The sequence below is a fragment of the Haloarcula rara genome (assembly GCF_029338235.1).
GTDB lineage: Archaea > Halobacteriota > Halobacteria > Halobacteriales > Haloarculaceae > Haloarcula > Haloarcula rara.
The window spans coordinates 871103-888236 of the sequence record NZ_CP119785.1 but is presented as its reverse complement, the minus strand read 5'-3'; the positions used below and the strand labels follow the sequence as shown (position 1 = coordinate 888236).

14 protein-coding genes are annotated in these 17134 nt (G+C 66.1%); 9 read left to right on the top strand and 5 right to left on the bottom strand.

The window, feature by feature from the left end:
• The first annotated feature begins 138 nt into the window (after positions 1–138).
• Positions 139–1209, top strand: coding sequence for a pyridoxamine 5'-phosphate oxidase family protein (locus tag P1K32_RS04635; protein ID WP_276251543.1), 1071 nt, complete (start codon positions 139–141; stop codon positions 1207–1209).
• 71 nt (positions 1210–1280) lie between these two features.
• Positions 1281–1817 (top strand): hypothetical protein, encoded by a 537-nt coding sequence (locus P1K32_RS04630; RefSeq protein ID WP_276251542.1) that lies wholly within the window; start codon positions 1281–1283, stop codon positions 1815–1817.
• Positions 1818–1828: 11 nt separating this feature from the next.
• On the opposite strand, the gene P1K32_RS04625 is transcribed toward P1K32_RS04630, so the two are convergent.
• The 4 genes from P1K32_RS04625 to gatB all read right to left on the bottom strand — a co-directional run bounded on the left by P1K32_RS04625 (position 1829) and on the right by gatB (position 6526).
• Positions 1829–2560 (bottom strand): DICT sensory domain-containing protein, encoded by a 732-nt coding sequence (locus tag P1K32_RS04625; RefSeq protein ID WP_276251541.1) that lies wholly within the window; start codon positions 2558–2560, stop codon positions 1829–1831.
• A 12-nt stretch (positions 2561–2572) separates the two neighbouring features.
• A complete protein-coding gene (locus tag P1K32_RS04620) occupies positions 2573–2926 on the bottom strand; it encodes a DUF7344 domain-containing protein (RefSeq protein ID WP_276251540.1) in 354 nt (117 codons plus the stop codon).
• 101 nt (positions 2927–3027) lie between these two features.
• The gene (locus P1K32_RS04615) at positions 3028–4905 is read right to left on the bottom strand and encodes a PAS domain S-box protein (protein ID WP_276251539.1); all 1878 of its coding nucleotides are present in this window, start codon (positions 4903–4905) and stop codon (positions 3028–3030) included.
• 106 nt (positions 4906–5011) lie between these two features.
• Positions 5012–6526 (bottom strand): Asp-tRNA(Asn)/Glu-tRNA(Gln) amidotransferase subunit GatB, encoded by a 1515-nt coding sequence (gene gatB / locus P1K32_RS04610; protein WP_276251538.1) that lies wholly within the window; start codon positions 6524–6526, stop codon positions 5012–5014.
• 540 nt (positions 6527–7066) lie between these two features.
• On the opposite strand from gatB, the gene P1K32_RS04605 reads away from it, so the two are divergent.
• The 6 genes from P1K32_RS04605 to P1K32_RS04580 all read left to right on the top strand — a co-directional run bounded on the left by P1K32_RS04605 (position 7067) and on the right by P1K32_RS04580 (position 15102).
• Entirely contained in the window at positions 7067–7462 is a 396-nt protein-coding gene (locus P1K32_RS04605; protein ID WP_276251537.1) for a DUF7518 family protein, read from the top strand.
• A gap of 20 nt (positions 7463–7482) precedes the next feature.
• A complete protein-coding gene (gene smc, locus P1K32_RS04600; RefSeq protein ID WP_276251536.1) occupies positions 7483–11067 on the top strand; it encodes a chromosome segregation protein SMC in 3585 nt (1194 codons plus the stop codon).
• A 6-nt stretch (positions 11068–11073) separates the two neighbouring features.
• Positions 11074–12129: a segregation/condensation protein A gene (locus tag P1K32_RS04595; RefSeq protein ID WP_276251535.1), complete on the top strand. Its 1056-nt coding sequence runs from the start codon at positions 11074–11076 to the stop codon at positions 12127–12129.
• Between the two features lie 135 nt (positions 12130–12264).
• On the top strand, positions 12265–13365 hold the full coding sequence (locus P1K32_RS04590; RefSeq protein WP_276251534.1) for a site-2 protease family protein: 1101 nt from the start codon (positions 12265–12267) through the stop codon (positions 13363–13365).
• 81 nt (positions 13366–13446) lie between these two features.
• Positions 13447–14781, top strand: coding sequence for an FG-GAP repeat protein (locus tag P1K32_RS04585; RefSeq protein ID WP_276251533.1), 1335 nt, complete (start codon positions 13447–13449; stop codon positions 14779–14781).
• A gap of 48 nt (positions 14782–14829) precedes the next feature.
• Positions 14830–15102: a hypothetical protein gene (locus P1K32_RS04580; RefSeq protein WP_276251532.1), complete on the top strand. Its 273-nt coding sequence runs from the start codon at positions 14830–14832 to the stop codon at positions 15100–15102.
• Positions 15103–15385: 283 nt separating this feature from the next.
• Here P1K32_RS04580 and P1K32_RS04575 read toward each other — a convergent pair whose 3' ends face one another.
• The gene (locus tag P1K32_RS04575; protein ID WP_276251531.1) at positions 15386–16081 is read right to left on the bottom strand and encodes a phosphoribosyltransferase; all 696 of its coding nucleotides are present in this window, start codon (positions 16079–16081) and stop codon (positions 15386–15388) included.
• 129 nt (positions 16082–16210) lie between these two features.
• On the opposite strand from P1K32_RS04575, the gene P1K32_RS04570 reads away from it, so the two are divergent.
• On the top strand, positions 16211–17116 hold the full coding sequence (locus P1K32_RS04570) for a PhzF family phenazine biosynthesis protein (protein ID WP_276251530.1): 906 nt from the start codon (positions 16211–16213) through the stop codon (positions 17114–17116).
• The last annotated feature ends 18 nt before the right edge of the window (positions 17117–17134 follow it).

Here is a 17134-nt window from a genome sequence, read left to right as displayed (position 1 = left end):
CGAGCGCCTGCGGCCCCGGGCGCGACTACGCGACGCCGGAGCGGCGGAACCGAGTCGGCGGACGAACGCCGAATATCTTTCATATTTATAGACAAAGATTTATCTGTAATTTAGGCGAACGAATGTGATAGAGCGGGGATGACTGCAGGAAGCAACACGTCGGGGCCGGAGGAATCGAGCATGGACGAAACGCGGGACCCACGAGCGGACCGGCCCGGGAGTCGGGGAGAGCACGAACTGCAGACGGAGCTGGGCACAGCCGACCGGGCCGAGGCGTTCTACGACACGGCTATGCAACACGCCCTGACCGGCCAGATGAAGTCGTTCGTCAGGGACCGGTGGATGGGTTTTGTCAGCGCGCTCGACGGCGACCGTCCGGTGACGGAGCCGTGCTTCGCCGACGAGGGGTTCATCAGGATTCTCGCCGACGACCGAATCGCGTGGCCGGCGGCGGCGATGGTCGACGGCAGCGGGCCGCTGGTCGGCCCCAACGAGGAGCGGTTCCTCTCACTGGTGACCGTCGACTGGTGGGACACGACCGTCGGTCTCCACATCAACGGGTCGGCACACAGACGAGTGGCGCCGCCTGTCGGCGTCTCCTGGGACGGGCCCGTGACGGACTGGTACGTCCTCGAAATCGAGGAGGCGTACATCCACTGTGCGAAACACATCCCGGAGCTGACGGTCGACGAGGAGGCCCCCGACGCCCCCGACATCGCGCCCAGCCGGACGACCTACGACCGGCTGGTCCCCGCTGTCGAGCAGTTCATCGGGACCCAGGTGGTCTCCTTCCTCGGGACGGCCGACAGCGAGGGCGAGACCGACCTTTCGCCCCGAATCGGCCCCCCGGGATTCGTTCAGGTGCTCGACGAGCACACGCTGGCGTGGCCGGAGTACCGCGGCAACGGCATCCACGCCTCGATGGGCAACATCAGAGAGCGCGGGGTCGCGACGCTCACGTTCCTCGACTGGTGGAACACGGAGGCTATCGTCCGGGTCTCCGGGCGGGCGACGCTACTCGACGAGGTCGCCGGTGCCACCGACCTCACCGATGTCGACCGCACGAAAAAGTGGGTCCTGATGGATGTCGAGGCGGCGACGGTCACGACGGACCCGCCGCTGCCGTCGCTGGCCGTCGAGTCGTTCGACCCACCGTGGGGGACCGACGACGACGACGTCAAAAAGAGCGGCTTCTTCACCGAACGGTAGGGCGGTTCCCGGCCGGTTCCCCCGGGCGAGGAGACCGACGCGCTCTTGTCTTCGACGGTCTCAGTACCGCCATGGACAGACGAACCGCCCGTATCTTCCGTGCGGTCGCCGCCGCGCTCGTCTTCGTGACGGCGGCGTACCACCTCTGGTGGGGGTTCCCCCGGAGCCTCGTCTACCTCGACGCGTTCGGGACCGGCGTCCCGCCGGACCCGCGCCCGTTCCTCTTTGTCGCGCTCGCTGCCGTCTTGCTCGCGGGCCCGTATCTCGTCAGCTTCGACGTCATCTCGCTCAGAACTGCCTACGCCGGTGCCGCGCTCTTGCTCGTCGGCTCTATCGCCGCCTGGGTCACCTGGCACGCCACCGGCCACGGCGCGTTCCTGAGCGGTGGCCCGGCCCCCGCGTCGGGCGGCGGCGGACACAGTCACGGCAGTCAGAACACCGTCTTCCTCATCCTCTCGCACTTCGACACCGAACCGGTCGAGGGCGCTATCAAACTGGTCGAGACCGCTGCCATCGTCCTCTTTGTGACGCTGCTGCGGATGGACCCGGCGGTCGTGACGGGTGGCCGGCAGGCGACTGCGGAGCAGACAGAGGCCAGCGAGAGCTGAACGACGGCGTGTCAGCGGGCGTCGTACGTGGCCCGGAGATACTCGATTATTTCGTCGACGATTTCGCGTTCGTACGTCCAGAACCCGTAAAACCGGCCCGGTTCGCGCTCTTCGGCCAGGAGCCCGCATTTCGACAGGTCGGCGCCGCCGCCGTCGAACAGCAGGAACCAGAACCGACCGAGTTCCTCGCCACCGCCCGACACCACGTCGATAGAGACGTCGAGCCGCCCGTCGAACTCGTCTTCGATGAACAGCTGCAGCCCGACGGCGCTCCGACGAGCGAACCGATTGTAGACGGACGCCTGTGCGTCGACTGCGGTCGCGTTCTGGAAGCCGACGTACAGCACTCCCGCGTCGACGCGCCACGCGCGCTCCTCGATTTCGCGTGACACCGCCAGCATCTGCCGGCGGCTGAACGAGGTAAACAGCGTCCTATCGAGGAAGTCGAACAGTTCGGCGAGGTCCGCTGCCGTTCCGGCGCGCTTCCAGGGCGGCTGGACGTCGGGCGCGATGAGCGCCCGGAACTGCTCGACCCCCAGCGCGCCCTGTGGGTCCCCGTCGCCGTTCCGGACGACGATGAACTCCGTGTCGGCACCTACTGCGTACTCGTTCTGGATAACCTGTACGTTCCGCGTCGAGAACTGTGCCGCCAACTCGGCGACCGTCGCCGCGCTATCCGTGTACACGTCGAGCGTCTTGCGTCGGCTCTCTATGGCCTCGAGCTGGTCGCTGAGTGCCTCCATCCCAGTCTCAGTTCACTCGTCGATGCCCATCGCTGCGAAGACCTCATCCGGAACGTCCGCGCTGGCGACGGTCTGTTCGTCGGGGTCGAAATCGACGTAGTCCCGTTCGTCGAGCGCTGGCAGGACGGTGTTACGCAGCGAGAACCGGACCGGCTCCCGGTTCGCGGGCGTCGCGATACTGTCGGACTCGGCCACCTCTGCCCCGAAGACGACGTCTACCAGTTCCTCTTGCCTGGCGGTCGAATGCTCGTGCAGGTAGCGGAGGACATACCGGCTGTACGGTTCCGAGGACACCGACGCCGATACCGCTTCGTTCCCCTGCCCGACTGCAGCCTCTATCTCCATCGTCGACCTGTCGTTTGGCATAACAGTACCTGCACTACCACACGTGAAATATGTATTCTTAGTTGACTAATTGGGGCGGGGTCCGAATAAAAAATGCAGCCCGAACTGCCCGGGTCTGTGGACTACGCCGCCAGCGGGAGATCGACGACGAACACGGCTCCCTCGGCGTCGTTTTCGTCGGCCTGGGACTGACTGCCCGAGCGATTCCGGTCCGCTCTGTCCTCGATACGAATCGTTCCGCCGTAACTATCGACGAGCGTCTTGACCAGATAGAGCCCGATTCCCGTCCCGTCGCTCTCCAGACCCATCTCGCCTTTCCCGAATATCTCCGCCTTCCGGTCGTCGGAGACGCCCGGGCCGTTGTCGGCTATCTGGATACGGGCCATCTCGTCGCGTTCGGTCGCCGACACGACGACCTCGGCCACCTGTTTGTCGTTGTGCTGGACGGCGTTTTTCAGGAGGTTCCTGAACACCGACGGGAGCAGGTCATCGCCGGTGATGCGGACGTCTGGCACCGGTCCCGCGAGCGTGATGGACGCGTTCCGGCTGGTTGCGCGGGCCTCCTCTATCTGGGCGTCGAGGACGGGCCGGAGCCAGAACGCCCCCTCGGCGTCGCTGTCGTGGAGCATCACCTCCGCGAGGTCTCGGGCGGACCGCGTCAGGCCGACGGCCGTCTCGACGTTGTGGAGTATCTTCTCGACCGATTCCCGACCGGCCTCGTCGACGTGGTCGGCGAGCGCCTCCGCGTGCCCGGAGACGACCTGGAGGTTGTTGCGAAGGTCGTGACGGACCATCCGGTCCAGCAGTTCGAGGGTATCGCGCTGTCTCGTGAGTTCTTGCTCGCGTTCCTTGCGGTCGGTGACGTCCTGGATGGTCCCGCGGACGCGCTGGCAGGCGCCGTCTTCGAACTGCGGATCTGCGCGCGTGCGAACCCACTTCTCGGTGCCGTCGGCGGCGGTGATGCGGACCTCGATATCGTACGGCTCGCCGTCCTCTAGGGCCCCTGCGACGGCGTCCCGAACCGTGTCGTGGTCCGCCGGATGGTAGAACTGCTGGATATCCGACTCGGGCTCCGGTTCGTGGTCCCGGCCGACGCCGTATATCTCGTACACCTGGTCCGTGAAGTACGTCTCCCCCGAGTGTGGGTCGTACTCCCACGCGCCGACGTCGGCGATGTCCTGTGCCTTCTCGAAGAGGTCGTTCTGGCGCTCCAGTTCCGTCTCGCGCTCCTTCCGAACTGTCACGTCCTGCTGGAACCCGACGAAGTTCGTGACGGTGCCGTCCTCGTCCGTGACCGGTGCGATGGAGACGCGGTTCCAGAACTGCTCGCCGTCTTCCCGGTAGTTTCGGAGTTCGACGGTCACCGGCTCCGCCTCCGCGATCGCCTCACGCATCTTCCTGACCGGTACCGCGTCAGTGTCCTCGCCTTGCAGGAACCGGCAGTTCCGTCCGAGCACCGCCGATTCGTCGTACCCCGTCATCTGTACGTAACTGGAGTTGGCATCGATGAGCGGGTTGTCGTTCTGTGTGGGGTCGCTGATAGTGATTCCGACCGGCGCCGCGTCGATGGCCTGGGTCTTGCGTTCCAGCTCCCGCCTGCGCTGCTTGCGCTCCGCGATATCTCGACCGGTACCCGCGAACCCGACGATGTCGCCGCCCTGACCGCGTAACGGTGACCCGGAGAACTCGTACGGAATCGAGTCCCCATCGGCCGTCAGGAAGTGCCCCTCGGTTCGGATTCGCTCGCCGTCCTCGACAATCTCGGTCACGCGCTCGGTGATCCGGGCTCGATCGTCCTCGCGGACGAACTCCCACATCTTCATCGTCTCGATCTCCTCGGCCGCGTAGCCGCTCACTTCCGGCACCCGTTCGTTGTAGTCGACGACGGTCCCGTCCCTATCGCAGACGTAGAAGATGTCCTGGACCGCATCGAGTAGCCCCGCCGTGAGAGCGGTGGGTTCGTCCTCGGCGAAACGACTCAGGTCTTCACCAATCGTCATCTACATTGATTGTAGACTATTGGTTTATAAGGGCTGTTCAGGAATTATCAGTTCTGATACGGATGGGAGAACCGTGCTAGTCCGGAAGCCGACGGTCTCGAAGTGTTTACTCGGCCAGTTCTTCGCGAAGCAGTCCGTTGACCTCGCCGGGGTCCGCACTCCCGCCGGTCTTTTGCATCACCTGGCCGACCAGGAAGTTCAGGGCGTTGTCCTCGCCGTCGTAGTAGTCGGAAACGGTGTCGGGGTTCTCCGCGATGGCTTCCTCGACGGCGCCCTGGACCGCATCGCCGGAGGTCTTGCCCAGCCCCTCGCGTTCGACGACGGTGTCGGGGTCCTCGCCCTTGTCGAGCATCTCGCGGAGGACGGTCTCGTGGGCGTTCTTGGCCGTAATCTCGTCCTCGTCGACGAGCTCCACGAGCCGGGTGACCTCCTCGAAGCGGTCGTCGATATCCGTTATGGACATATCCCGGTAGTTCAGTTCGCCCAGCAGGTTGTCGGCGACCCAGGTCGCGGCGAGGTCTGCGTCGAACTGCTCGGCGACGCTCTCGAAGAAGTCGGCGACCTGTTTCGTACTGGTGAGTTTCGAGGCGGCCTCGTCGCTGAGCCCGTACTCGGCGACGAACCGCTCGCGGCGGGCGTCGGGGAGCTCCGGGATAGCGATTTCGTCTTTCCAGCCCGATACCTGCAGCGGCGGGATGTCGGCCTCGCGGAAGTACCGATAATCCTTCTCCTCTTCCTTCGAGCGCATCGAGACCGTGTTGCCGTGGGTCTCGTTGAAGTGGCGGGTCTCCTGCTCGACCGCGCGGCCCGACTGGACGAGCTTGCGCTGGCGGGACTCCTCGAAGGCCAGGGCCTTCTCGGCGCCCTTGTGGCTGGAGATGTTCTTGACCTCCGTGCGGTTGGCTGCTTCGAGCACCTCGTCGTCGATGTGCCCGTCCTCGCCCACCGCGTCGGCGTTGACCATCGAGAGGTTCGCGTCGATGCGGAGGCTCCCGTCGCGGGTCGCGTCGAAGACGCCCAGGTATTCGAGGACCTCCTCCAGTTTCTCGAGGAACGCCCGGACTTCACCGGGCGCGCGGAAGTCCGGCTCGGTGACGATCTCCATCAGCGGCGTCCCGGCGCGGTTGTAGTCGACGAGCGTGTAGTCGGCCCGCTCGATAGAGGTGGTGCGCGATTCCAGGGGCCCGCTGCCGTCGCGGACGTGCTTGATGGAGCCGGGGTCCTCTTCGAGGTGAGCTCGCCGGATGTCGACCGCGCGACGGTCGCCCTCGACGGCAAACTCCAGCTCGCCGTCCTGGCAGATGGGCGCGTCGTACTGCGTTATCTGGAAGTTCTTGGGCAGGTCGGGGTAGTAGTAGTTCTTCCGGTGGAAGGTAGTCTCTTCGGGGATGTCGGCGTCGATGGCCTTGCCGACCTTGACGGCGGCCTCGACGGCCCCCTCGTTGACGACCGGCAGCGCCCCGGGCAGCCCCAGACAGACCGGACAGGTGTTGGTGTTTGGCTCCTCGCTGGACTCGGTCGAACAGCCACAGAATATCTTCGTCTCCGTCTCCAGCTGGACGTGGACCTCCAGCCCGATGACGGCCGCGAGTTCGCGGGACTCGGCGGCTTGTGCAGTCATTACCCGTGGTTCGGGGCCCCCCGGCTAAAGCGTAACGACCCCTAGCGACGGTGGTTGAGAGTGCGGGTTCGTCTTTCTACGGCCAGAATGCCCCGCTAGCCGTTTGGGTCGACAGTGTTGCTAACAGCCAGAAAGCCCCGGCGGGCTCCGGTCGGGGGGCTCGCTGCGCGCGCTCGCTCCGCTCGCGTGCTTACGTCGCCCGCCTTCCCGGAGCCCGCCGCCCCTTTCAGTCCCACCCAGCGCTGTTTGACCAACCGGCTATGGGTGGGGCTTTCTGGCTGTTTGCAGTGCCGTTACCCTGCACTGCTAGCGGGGATTTCTGGCTGTTTACAATCCGACTCTCGTTCGAAACGATACTGGAAGAGACGCTCACCACTCCTAGCCCGCGTTTCCACTCCAGATAGCAACAGTATCGGTCCGCCAGGCCATCACCCCACGACTGGCCCGCACATCCGCCAGCGCACGCGAACACGATATCTATCGGAATCCGTACTGTTGTCTGACGCACGTTTATGTGGGCGGAACGTCACTGTGTGGCATATGTGTGGCAACCGCGTCGAGGAACTGGAAACGCGCGTTCAGGAACTGGAAGCCTCCGTCGAGGGACTGACTGACGAACTCGTCGAGTGCAAGGTCCGCATCCGCGAGCTGGAAAACACCGTCGACGAGCAAAACGGGTTCAGCCGGGCGCCGCCCGAACAGGCGGGCGAGCGACCGAGCGAACAGCAGTCCGACGCGTCCGAAGAGACGGCCGACGAGGGCTCGACCGAGAGCGAGATTCTGGTTCCCGAGGCCGGGAGCTCCGAGACCGCAACGGCCGAGGCCGGTACATCTAACACGGAGGCTCCCGAGGAGACTGACAACACCGCCGACCCCGAGGCCGACGCCGAGTCGGAGGCCGACGACGATTCGGGCTCTGACATCATCGTCGCCTAGACGGGCGGCTCCCTCACCGTATGCACATCAAAGAGCTCGTCCTCGACAACTTCAAGAGCTTCGGGCGGAAGACCCGAATCCCGTTCTACGAGGACTTTACTACTATTTCGGGTCCGAACGGCTCGGGCAAGTCCAACATCATCGACGCCGTCCTCTTCGCGCTCGGCCTCGCCCGGACCTCCGGCATCCGCGCCGAGAAGCTGACGGACCTCATCTACAATCCGGGCCACGCCGACGAGGACGTGGAGTACAGCGGCGAGCGCGAGGCAAGCGTCGAGGTCATCCTCGCAAACGAGGGCCGGACCGTCGAGCGCGCGCAGGTGGTCAACGCCGCCGGCACCGAGGACGTCGGCGACGTCGACGAGATCTCTATCAAGCGCCGTGTCAAGGAGACCGAGGACAACTACTACTCCTACTACTACATCAACGGCCGCTCGGTCAATCTCTCGGACATCCAGGACCTGCTCGCCCAGGCCGGCGTCACGCCGGAAGGGTACAACGTGGTCATGCAGGGCGACGTCACCGAGATAATCAACATGACCGCCGGGAGCCGGCGTGAGATTATCGACGAGATCGCCGGCGTCGCCCAGTTCGACCAGAAGAAAGAAGACGCCTTCGAGGAACTGGAGGTCGTCCAGGAGCGCATCGACGAGGCCGAACTCCGCATCGAGGAGAAACAGGAGCGCCTCGACCAGCTGGAAGACGAGCGCGAGACGGCCCTGCAGTACCAGGAGCTGCGCGACGAGAAAGAGGAGTACGAGGGCTACCGCAAGGCCGCCGAACTGGAGGACAAGCGTGAGGAACTGGCCGACACCGAAGCGGCCATCGACGAACTCGAGAGCGAACTCGCCGAGCTGCAAGCAGAGCTTGACAGCCGGCAGGGCAAGGTCGTCCGCCTGGAGGACGAGCTCCACGAGCTGAACAACGAGATAGAGCGCAAGGGCGAGGACGAACAGCTCGCCATCAAACGGGACATCGAGGAGATAAAGGGCGATATCTCGCGGCTGGAAGACAAGATAGCGAACGCCGAGGAGGCCGTCGAGGCCGCCGAGAACGAGCGACGGCAGGCGTTCGTCCAGATAGACCGAAAGCAGGAGACCATCGACGAGTTAGAGAGCGACATCCGCGAGACGAAAGTCGAGAAGTCCAACGTCAAAGCGGACATCGCGAGCACGGAAAGTGAGCTCGCCGACGTCCAGACCCGCATCGACGACATCGGCGAGGAGTTCGAGGAGATAAAGGACGAACTGGAAGCAAAGCGGGAGACGCTCGAACAGAAAAAGACCGAGCGCAACGACCTCCAGCGCGAGCAGGACCGCCTGCTCGATGAGGCCCGCCGACGTTCCAACGAGGAAGACGAGAAACGCGAGGCCATCGAGGACGCCGAGGCCGAGATACCAGACCTCGAAGCCGCTATCGAGGACCTTGAGGCCGAACTGGAGAAAGCCCGAAAGAACAAGGAGACCATCGGCGAGGTCGTCGACGACCTGCGCGAGGAGAAGCGCGAACGCCAGTCCGACCTCGACTCGCTGGAAGACAAGATAAGCGCCAAGCAACAGGAGTACGCCGAACTCGAGGCGAAGGCGGGCCAGGACGGCGACTCCTCCTACGGCCGTGCGGTCACCGCCATCCTCAACGCCGGTCGCGAGGGCGTCCACGGCACCGTCGGGCAACTTGGCGGGGTCGACCCCGAGTACGCCACCGCCTGTGAGACCGCTGCTGGCGGCCGCCTCGCCCATGTCGTCGTGGACGACGACGGGGTCGGCCAGTCCTGTATCGAGTACCTCAAATCGCGCAACGCCGGCCGGGCGACTTTCCTGCCGATAACGCAGATGCAGAATCGCTCGCTGCCCTCGTTGCCGAACCAGGAGGGCGTCATCGACTTCGCCTACAATCTGGTCGATTTCGACCCCGAGTACGCGGGCGTCTTCTCGTACGTGCTTGGCGATACCGTTATCGTGGACACGATGGAGACCGCCCGGGACCTGATGGGCGAGTACCGGATGGTCACGCTGGAGGGCGACTTAGTCGAGAAGAGCGGCGCGATGACCGGCGGCTCTTCGTCGGGGACCCGGTACTCCTTCTCGGGCGGCGCCGGCCAGCTCGAACGGGTCGCAACGCGCATCCAGGAACTGGAAGACGAACGCGCCGACGTGCGAGAGGATCTTCGCGACGTGGAGGAACGCCTCGACGACGCCCGCGACCGCGAGTCCGACGCAACCGAGCAGCTCCGGGACATCGAGACGAGCATCGAGCGCAAGCAGGCCGAACTCGAACAGGCCCGCGAACGCATCGACGACCTCGAAGCGGCCATTGAGGAGATCGCCGCCGAGCGCGAGGACGTGGCCGACGAGATGGACGAGCTAGAGGCCGACATCGAGGCGGCAAACGAGACCATCGCCACGATAGAGGCCGACATCGAAGAGCTGGAAAGCGAGGTCGCCGACTCCGAGCTGCCGGACCTGACCGACGAACGCGAGGCGATACGGGACGAGATAGACGCGCTCGAAGACCGGGAGGACGACCTCGACGCGAAGCTCAACGAGTTGCAACTGGAAAAGCAGTATGCCGAGGACGCCATCGAGGAGCTCCACGACGATATCGAGACCGCACAAAACCGCAAGGCAGAGAAGGAGGAGACCATCGCGGACCTGGAGGCGCAGGTCGCCGAGAAACGCGAGCTGAAAGCCGAGAAAGAACAGGAGGTCGAGGAGCTGGAAAGCGAACTCGCCGAGCTCAAGGGCGAGCGCGAGGCGCTGCGCGAGGGCCTGCAGGACGCGAAGGAGTCCCGCGACGAGCAGCGATCGCTGGTCACCGACGTCGAACGCGACCTCGAGGACGAGCGCGAGGACCGCGAGCGCTTAGCGTGGGAGATAGACGAACTCGAAGCCCAGGTCGGCGACTACGACCCCGAGAACGTCCCCGACCACGAGACCGTCGAGTCCGAGATAGAGCGCCTGACCGCCGAGATGGAGGCTCTGGAGCCGGTCAATATGCGCGCCATCGAGGAGTACGACCGGGTGGCCGACGACCTCGAAGAGCTAGAGGAGAAGATGGCGACGCTCGTCGAGGAGGCCGACGGCATCAGGGAGCGCATCGACACCTACGAACAGAAGAAGAAGGCGACGTTCATGGAGTCGTTCGACGAGATAAACGAGCAGTTCCAGGACATCTTCGAGCGCCTCTCGAACGGTACCGGCCACCTTCATCTGGAAGACGAGGCGGACCCCTTCGAGGGCGGGCTGACGATGAAGGCCCAGCCCGGCGACAAGCCCATCCAGCGCCTGGCCGCGATGTCCGGCGGCGAGAAGTCACTGACTGCGCTGGCCTTTATCTTCGCCATCCAGCGGCACAACCCGGCGCCCTTCTACGCCCTGGACGAGGTCGACGCCTTCCTGGACGCGAAAAACGCCGACCTGGTGGGCGAGCTCGTCGACGAACTCGCCGGCGACGCCCAGTTCGTGGTCGTCTCCCACCGCTCGGCGCTGCTGGAACGCTCCGAGCGGGCCATCGGCGTTATGATGCAGGGCGACAACGTCTCGGCCGTGACCGGTATCGACCTCTCGGAGGAGGGGCCAGACGAGGAAGCGCTCGCCGACGACTGACAACACATGACTGACGACATCCCACTCGACATCACGGGCCACGACGACCGCGAGGACCGCGACCACCGGGAGCGGCCCTCGGACGAGCGAGCGGGGAGGAACGACCCGCGAGCAGGGAGCGAGCCGCCGGGCGAGGAGTCCGACGTGGACCTCCTGACCGGCGAGGCGGGCGTCGACGCCGGGGCCGCGGTCGACCCGGCGCCAGAGAGTGGCGCGGGCGAGGGCGGCCCTGACGCCGGCGAAGACGACGACGCTCCCGAACCCCACGGGAGCGAAGATGATGACGCTCCCGAACCTGTCGAAGTGCTGGTCCAGCTGGCCGACGACGGCGAGATAGACCCGTGGGACATCGACGTCGTGAAGGTGACCGACAAGTTCTTAGACGCAATCGACGGGAGCGACCTGCGCACGTCCGGCCGGGCGCTGTTCTACGCCTCCGTGCTGGTCCGGATGAAAAGCGACGCCATGCTGGGCACTGACGAGCCCGACGAGGAACCAGTCGAGCCCTGGGAGCAGGCGATGTCCGGCGACGACCCCATCGACGAGCCCGACCCCTTCGCGGCCCTGGAGTCGGAGATGGACCGCCGGCTGGAACGGCGTCGGGCCCGCGGGATGCCCCAGACGCTTGACGAACTCGTCCGTGACCTGCGGGAGGCCGAGCGCGATAACTGGTGGAAGGAGTCCCGTGAGTACGACACCAGCGGCTCGCCGAAGGGGTTCCAGCGGGGCACCCAGGAACTGGACTACCGCGGGGCCGACGATATGCGGCTGGACGACGAGCCCTCCGCCGCCGACGTGACCGGCACCGCCCACGGCGAGCAGATAGACGAGATAATCGAGGACGTCTACGCCGCCGTACGCGAGCAGTACGACAAGGGCCGCGAGGAAGTGCTCTACCGCGAGGTCGAGTCGGCGGGTGGCTCTCGCGTCGAGACGTTCCTCGGCCTGCTCTTTCTGGCCCACCGTGGCCGGGTCGTCCTCCAGCAGGACGACCTCTTTGGTGACCTCTGGATTCAGGACCCCAACGCGGCAACCGGGTCCGGGGAAGCCGTCGCGGACTGATACTGCCGGCTGTAACAAACTGAAGTAATTCGCCACCCCCGGGGTGGCGAATATCTGTACGAACTTACAGCCAGCAGTATGAGTCGCGTCCGAGCGCAAACAGGTTCAAAACGCTCGCGGCCGTACGTGTCGGTGATGGGTCAGGAGTCGGGTCAGTCGCCGCCGGGTCCCGAACGCCTCGCCGACGTCTTCAGCGTCCGTGACATCGACCTCACAGAGGGGGATATCCGGTACTACGGCGAGCCGGTGACCGACGCCGCGCAGGTCATCCAGCAGGTCGGACCGACGTTCCGCCAGCACGGCTACCGCGTGCGCCTGCGGACCGAGTCCGACGGGCACGTGCTGGTGGCGAGCGAGCGCTCGCTGGGCGTCGACGGCGTGCCATGGATCAACGTCACGCTGGCGCTTCTGACGCTGCTCTCGACGCTGTACGCGGGGACGCGGTGGTACGGCCTCTCGGTGGTAGAGGAGCCCGCAGCCATCTGGCAGGCGTGGCCCTTCGCCGCCGCCGTCCTGGGCATCCTCGCGGTCCACGAGTTCGGCCACTACGCCCTCTCGCGATACCACGAGGTCCAGGCCAGCCTGCCCTACTTCCTCCCGTTGCCGTTCAACGTCATCGGCACGCTGGGCGCCGTCATCAGGATGCAGGACAACATTCCCGACCGGCGGGCGCTGTTCGACATCGGCGTCGCCGGGCCGCTTTCGGGACTGGTGGCGACGGTCGTTGTCACCGCCATTGGCGTCACACTGGACCCGATATACGTGGCCGGCGGCCTCATCACCAGAATCGAGCTGGGGTATCCGCCGCTGATACAGGGTATCGCCGCGCTGGTCGGCGAGCCGCTCACCTACGACGAGCCGAACCTGCTGCCCAACCCCGTGGTCATCGGCGGCTGGGTCGGCGCCTTCGTCACCTTCCTCAACCTCATCCCGGTCGGGCAACTGGACGGCGCCCACATCAGCCGCTCGCTGGTCGGCGAGCGCATGGACGCGGTGCAGTTCGTCGTGCCCGTCCTCCTCTTTTGTCTGGCGGGGTACCTGTTCCTGTTCGAGGGCGGCCGGGGCGCCCCGCTGTGGGGGTTCTGGGGTGTCATCGCGCTGCTCTTTTCTCGTGCGGGGACGGCGACGCCGCTGGTGGAGACGCCGCTGGGCCCCCGACGGCGGGCGTTAGGTATACTGACGCTCGTGCTGGGCGCGCTCTGTTTCGTGCCGGTCCCCATCGTCGTCTCGGTGTGACGAGGGACGCAGCTCCCCCTCGGTCTGTAATATACGGCACTCCATGGGTAGAATTATATTTTGGTGTCAGCGACGAAAACTATGCAACGACGACGGCGGTATCTGGCGGCGCTGGCGGCGGGGGCCACAGGGCTGGTGGCCGGGTGTCGCGGGGGCGATTCCGATAGCGAGCAGACGGCGACGCCGACACCGACGAGCGGCTCGACCGGTGAGGAGCCCTGGCAGCAGACGACACGGCTCTCACCGGCCGCTGACGAGGCGGACGGCTTCGACAGGTACGGTTCGGCACTCGCCCTCGACAGCGACGGAACGACGGCGCTGGTCGGCGCGCCGGGCGACGGAACCAGCGACCATCTCGAGATTGGTGCGGCCTACGTCTTCGTCCGCGAGGACGGTGACTGGACGCGACAGACCGAACTGACGGCCCCGGACCGTCGCGGGGACGAGAGGTTCGGCTGTTCGGTCGCGCTCTCGGCTGACGGGACGACGGCGCTCGTCGGTGCGAACGGCAGACCGGTGAATGGCGTCACCAGTGCCGGCGCGGCCTACGTCTTCTCGGCGGCCGGCAGAGCCTGGACCCGAGAGACGGAACTCACCGCCCCCGACGGCGAGTTTCAGGACCATTTCGGGTCGTCGGTCGCGCTCTCGGCCGACGGGACGACGGCGCTTGTCGGTGCGCCGGACGTGGATGGCCCGGACGAGCGACAGGTTGGGTCGGCACACGTCTTCACGGCCAGCGACGGGGACTGGACGGCCGAGACGACGCTCACCGGCGATATGGGGCCGTACGCGAAATTCGGGACCGCGGTCGCGCTATCGGACGACGGGGCCACGGCGCTGGTCGGCGCCAAAGGCGCCACCGTTTCTGGGACGTACGCGACCGGGGCGGCCTACGTGTTCGCCCCCGACGCCGACGGCTGGCGCCAGCAGAATGAGCTGACTGCCGACGAGGGCGAGGGCGGGGACTTCTTCGGGAATTCAGTCGCGCTCTCGGCTGACGGGACGACGGCGCTGGTCGGCGCCGCGGATACAGACGAACGCATCGGTGCGGCGTACGTGTTCACCGACGCGGGGGAGCGCTGGAGCCAGCTAGCGAAACTGGCCGACCCGAACGGTGACAGCGATGACCAGTTCGGTGCCTCTGTCGCGCTCCCGGCCGACGGGACGACGGCGCTCGTCGGTGCCGCCACCGACGAGGACCCGAACGGCAGAAGGGGTGGCGCGACCTACGTGGCCACCGACGATGGGGACGGCTGGACGCTGACGACCAAACTGGATTCGGCCGGTGGCGGGGAGGACGACGAGTTCGGCACGGCCGTCGCACTGGACGATGAGGGGACGACAGCACTCGTCGGCGCGCCTGGCGCCGGTGGGACTGACAGCGTCCCGGAGGGACATGCGTACGTCTTCGAGTAGCCCTCCGCGGGGGAAACAAAGAGATAGGTGGAGCCAGTAGCCGACTGTATGAGCCAGAGCACGGGGATGCCGGAACCGGATATCGACGAACTACAGGCCGCCGTCGAACGGCTCCTAGACGAGACGGTCGACCGGGACGACTCGCTCGACGTGGCCGTCGAGGACCTCGAAGTGGACGTGCCGATATACTTCGGCGAGGGCTCCCCGCGAGCGACGTGGCGGTTCAACGGCGACGTGACCGTCACGTTCGACGGGATTCGCGGTCCCCTCCGGGAGTGGTTCGACCTCCACGGCGAACAGCCCGGCACCGACACCGAATGAGACGGCGCTGGTGAACAGGTCGCGAGTACGGCCTAGCAGTCTCGGAACAACCGCTATCTGCTCTTCTGTGGTACGTCTAGCCATGACGCCGACAAAGATACGCGAGCGACTGGCGGAATCCGGCGACCGCGTCGACGTCGAGCGGTTCGTCGCCGCGCTGGAGTACGTCCGCGACGACGGTCGTCGTCGGCACCGCCGCTGAGACGGGCTGTCGTGGCGGGTCGCCGCGGCGGTCCATGCGCCGGCGCCCCAGCTGCGTGGTCGCACTGTCCGGCCGGCAGTGTCACGAATCGGTGCGGCGCCAGCCGTCGTCGGCGACCGTCGCCACGTCCCGTCGAACCATCTCGGCCATGACCTCGTCGAGTCGGTCCGGCTGTGCGATTTCGAGCGCCGTCGGCGTGACCTGGTGGTAGGTGTTGAGGAGCCGGCGGACGTCGTCGACCGAGTGGACGTCCTCGTCGCTTTTCTCCATGACGCCCGAGACGAGCTCGGTCATGTCCTCGATGAAGTTCCACGGGTAGACGACCCACGTCCACTCCTCGAGCCCTTCGCCGACGAAGTCCGGCTCGTGCTCGCTGGTGTCGAGCAGCTGTAGCGTCGCCGTCCGGACGCTGGACGGGTCCCGCTCTGTCACGCAATCGGCGGCAGTCTGGAGCGACTGGCCCGTATCGGCGATATCGTCGACGACGAGCACGTCTTTCCCCTCGACGGCGCCGTCGGCAAGCGGGTAGCGAATCTCGGGCTCGTCGCCCTGCTGTGCGGTGCCGACGTAGTGTTCTATCTTCAGACTCGCGAGGTCGTCAAGCCCCAGGAAGTCACAGAGACACCGGCCCGCGAACCACCCGCCCCGAGCCAGTGCGACGACCACGTCGGGTTCGAACTCGGCCGACTTCACGTCGTCGGCGACGTCGCGACACAGGTCGTAGATGTAGTCCCAGTTGGTGACGGTACACGGGAACTCCGCCGGTAGCTCGCCCATATCGTCACAGACGAGTGCGTGGGTTTAACGCTTTTAATACGACGCGAGGGCTGTCGGCGAGCGACTGGGGTCGCTTCTCGTCGGCGCTTTCGGGTAACTGTTATCCGGGGGCTGGCACAACAGGGGGCCATGGACACACGGGACGTGTTGCTCGTCGACGCTTTCGCCGCGGAGCCGATGGCGGGGAACCCGGCCGGGGTCGTACTGGACGCGGGCGAGTTGACCGACGACCAGATGGCGGCAGTCGCGGGGGAACTGGGTGCGAGCGCGACCGCGTTCGTCTGTGAGAGTGACCGGGCCGACCGGCGGCTGCGCTTTTTCGCGCCCACTGGCGAACTCGACCGGAGTGACCACGTGACCGTCGCCGCGTTCGCGGCGCTGTTCGAGCGCGGTGGCCTCGAGGCGGGCGAGTACGAGATGGAGACCATCGGGCGGACCCGGGACGTCGAGGTCAAGGGGGACGGCACGGTGTGGCTCGAACAGGGCGAGGCCCGCTTCGAGGCGGTCTCGCTCGGCCACGACGAGGTGGCCGACGCGCTGGGTATCGACGTTGCGACGCTGCAGGACGTGGGTGCGGACATGCCCATGGTCGTCGCCGACACGAGCGAGCCGTGGCTGCTGGTCCCGGTCAACTACTTCGAGCACGTCAGCCGTATCGACGCGGACCTGCCGGCCATCCAGGAACTGTGCGAGCGGGTCGACGCGGTGGGGCTGTACGCCTTCACCTTCGACACCATCGGCGGCGAGGCGACGCTGCACGGCCGGGGCTTTGCCCCCTCGCGCGGCGTCGGCGAGGACCCTGTCACCGGCACCGCCGCCGGCGCGTGTGCCGCCTACGTCCGTCGGGAGGGGGCACTCGACAACACCATCGACCAAGTCGTCGTCGAGCAGGGCCACTTCCTCGACCGGCCCGGCACGGTCAGGGTCGACACCGACGGGCTGGAAGCGTGGGTCGGCGGGCGGGCGGTGACGACTATGGACGGGTCGATGACCGTTCCCGAGGCCGCCGCCGACGACGACATCATCGAAATCTAGCGTGGCCTTACCGACCAT

Excerpts from the sequence above, each read along its gene's own strand:
- P1K32_RS04605 (WP_276251537.1), top strand. The coding sequence starts at position 7,067 with ATGTGTGGCAACCGCGTCGAGGAACTGGAAACGCGCGTTCAGGAACTG.
- P1K32_RS04635 (WP_276251543.1), top strand. The coding sequence starts at position 139 with ATGACTGCAGGAAGCAACACGTCGGGGCCGGAGGAATCGAGCATGGAC.
- P1K32_RS04615 (WP_276251539.1), bottom strand. The coding sequence starts at position 4,905 with ATGACGATTGGTGAAGACCTGAGTCGTTTCGCCGAGGACGAACCCACC.
- P1K32_RS04630 (WP_276251542.1), top strand. The coding sequence starts at position 1,281 with ATGGACAGACGAACCGCCCGTATCTTCCGTGCGGTCGCCGCCGCGCTC.
- P1K32_RS04625 (WP_276251541.1), bottom strand. The coding sequence starts at position 2,560 with ATGGAGGCACTCAGCGACCAGCTCGAGGCCATAGAGAGCCGACGCAAG.
- P1K32_RS04580 (WP_276251532.1), top strand. The coding sequence starts at position 14,830 with ATGAGCCAGAGCACGGGGATGCCGGAACCGGATATCGACGAACTACAG.
- P1K32_RS04590 (WP_276251534.1), top strand. The coding sequence starts at position 12,265 with ATGGGTCAGGAGTCGGGTCAGTCGCCGCCGGGTCCCGAACGCCTCGCC.
- P1K32_RS04620 (WP_276251540.1), bottom strand. The coding sequence starts at position 2,926 with ATGCCAAACGACAGGTCGACGATGGAGATAGAGGCTGCAGTCGGGCAG.
- P1K32_RS04575 (WP_276251531.1), bottom strand. The coding sequence starts at position 16,081 with ATGGGCGAGCTACCGGCGGAGTTCCCGTGTACCGTCACCAACTGGGAC.
- P1K32_RS04585 (WP_276251533.1), top strand. The coding sequence starts at position 13,447 with ATGCAACGACGACGGCGGTATCTGGCGGCGCTGGCGGCGGGGGCCACA.
- P1K32_RS04595 (WP_276251535.1), top strand. The coding sequence starts at position 11,074 with ATGACTGACGACATCCCACTCGACATCACGGGCCACGACGACCGCGAG.
- P1K32_RS04570 (WP_276251530.1), top strand. The coding sequence starts at position 16,211 with ATGGACACACGGGACGTGTTGCTCGTCGACGCTTTCGCCGCGGAGCCG.
- gatB (WP_276251538.1), bottom strand. The coding sequence starts at position 6,526 with ATGACTGCACAAGCCGCCGAGTCCCGCGAACTCGCGGCCGTCATCGGG.
- smc (WP_276251536.1), top strand. The coding sequence starts at position 7,483 with ATGCACATCAAAGAGCTCGTCCTCGACAACTTCAAGAGCTTCGGGCGG.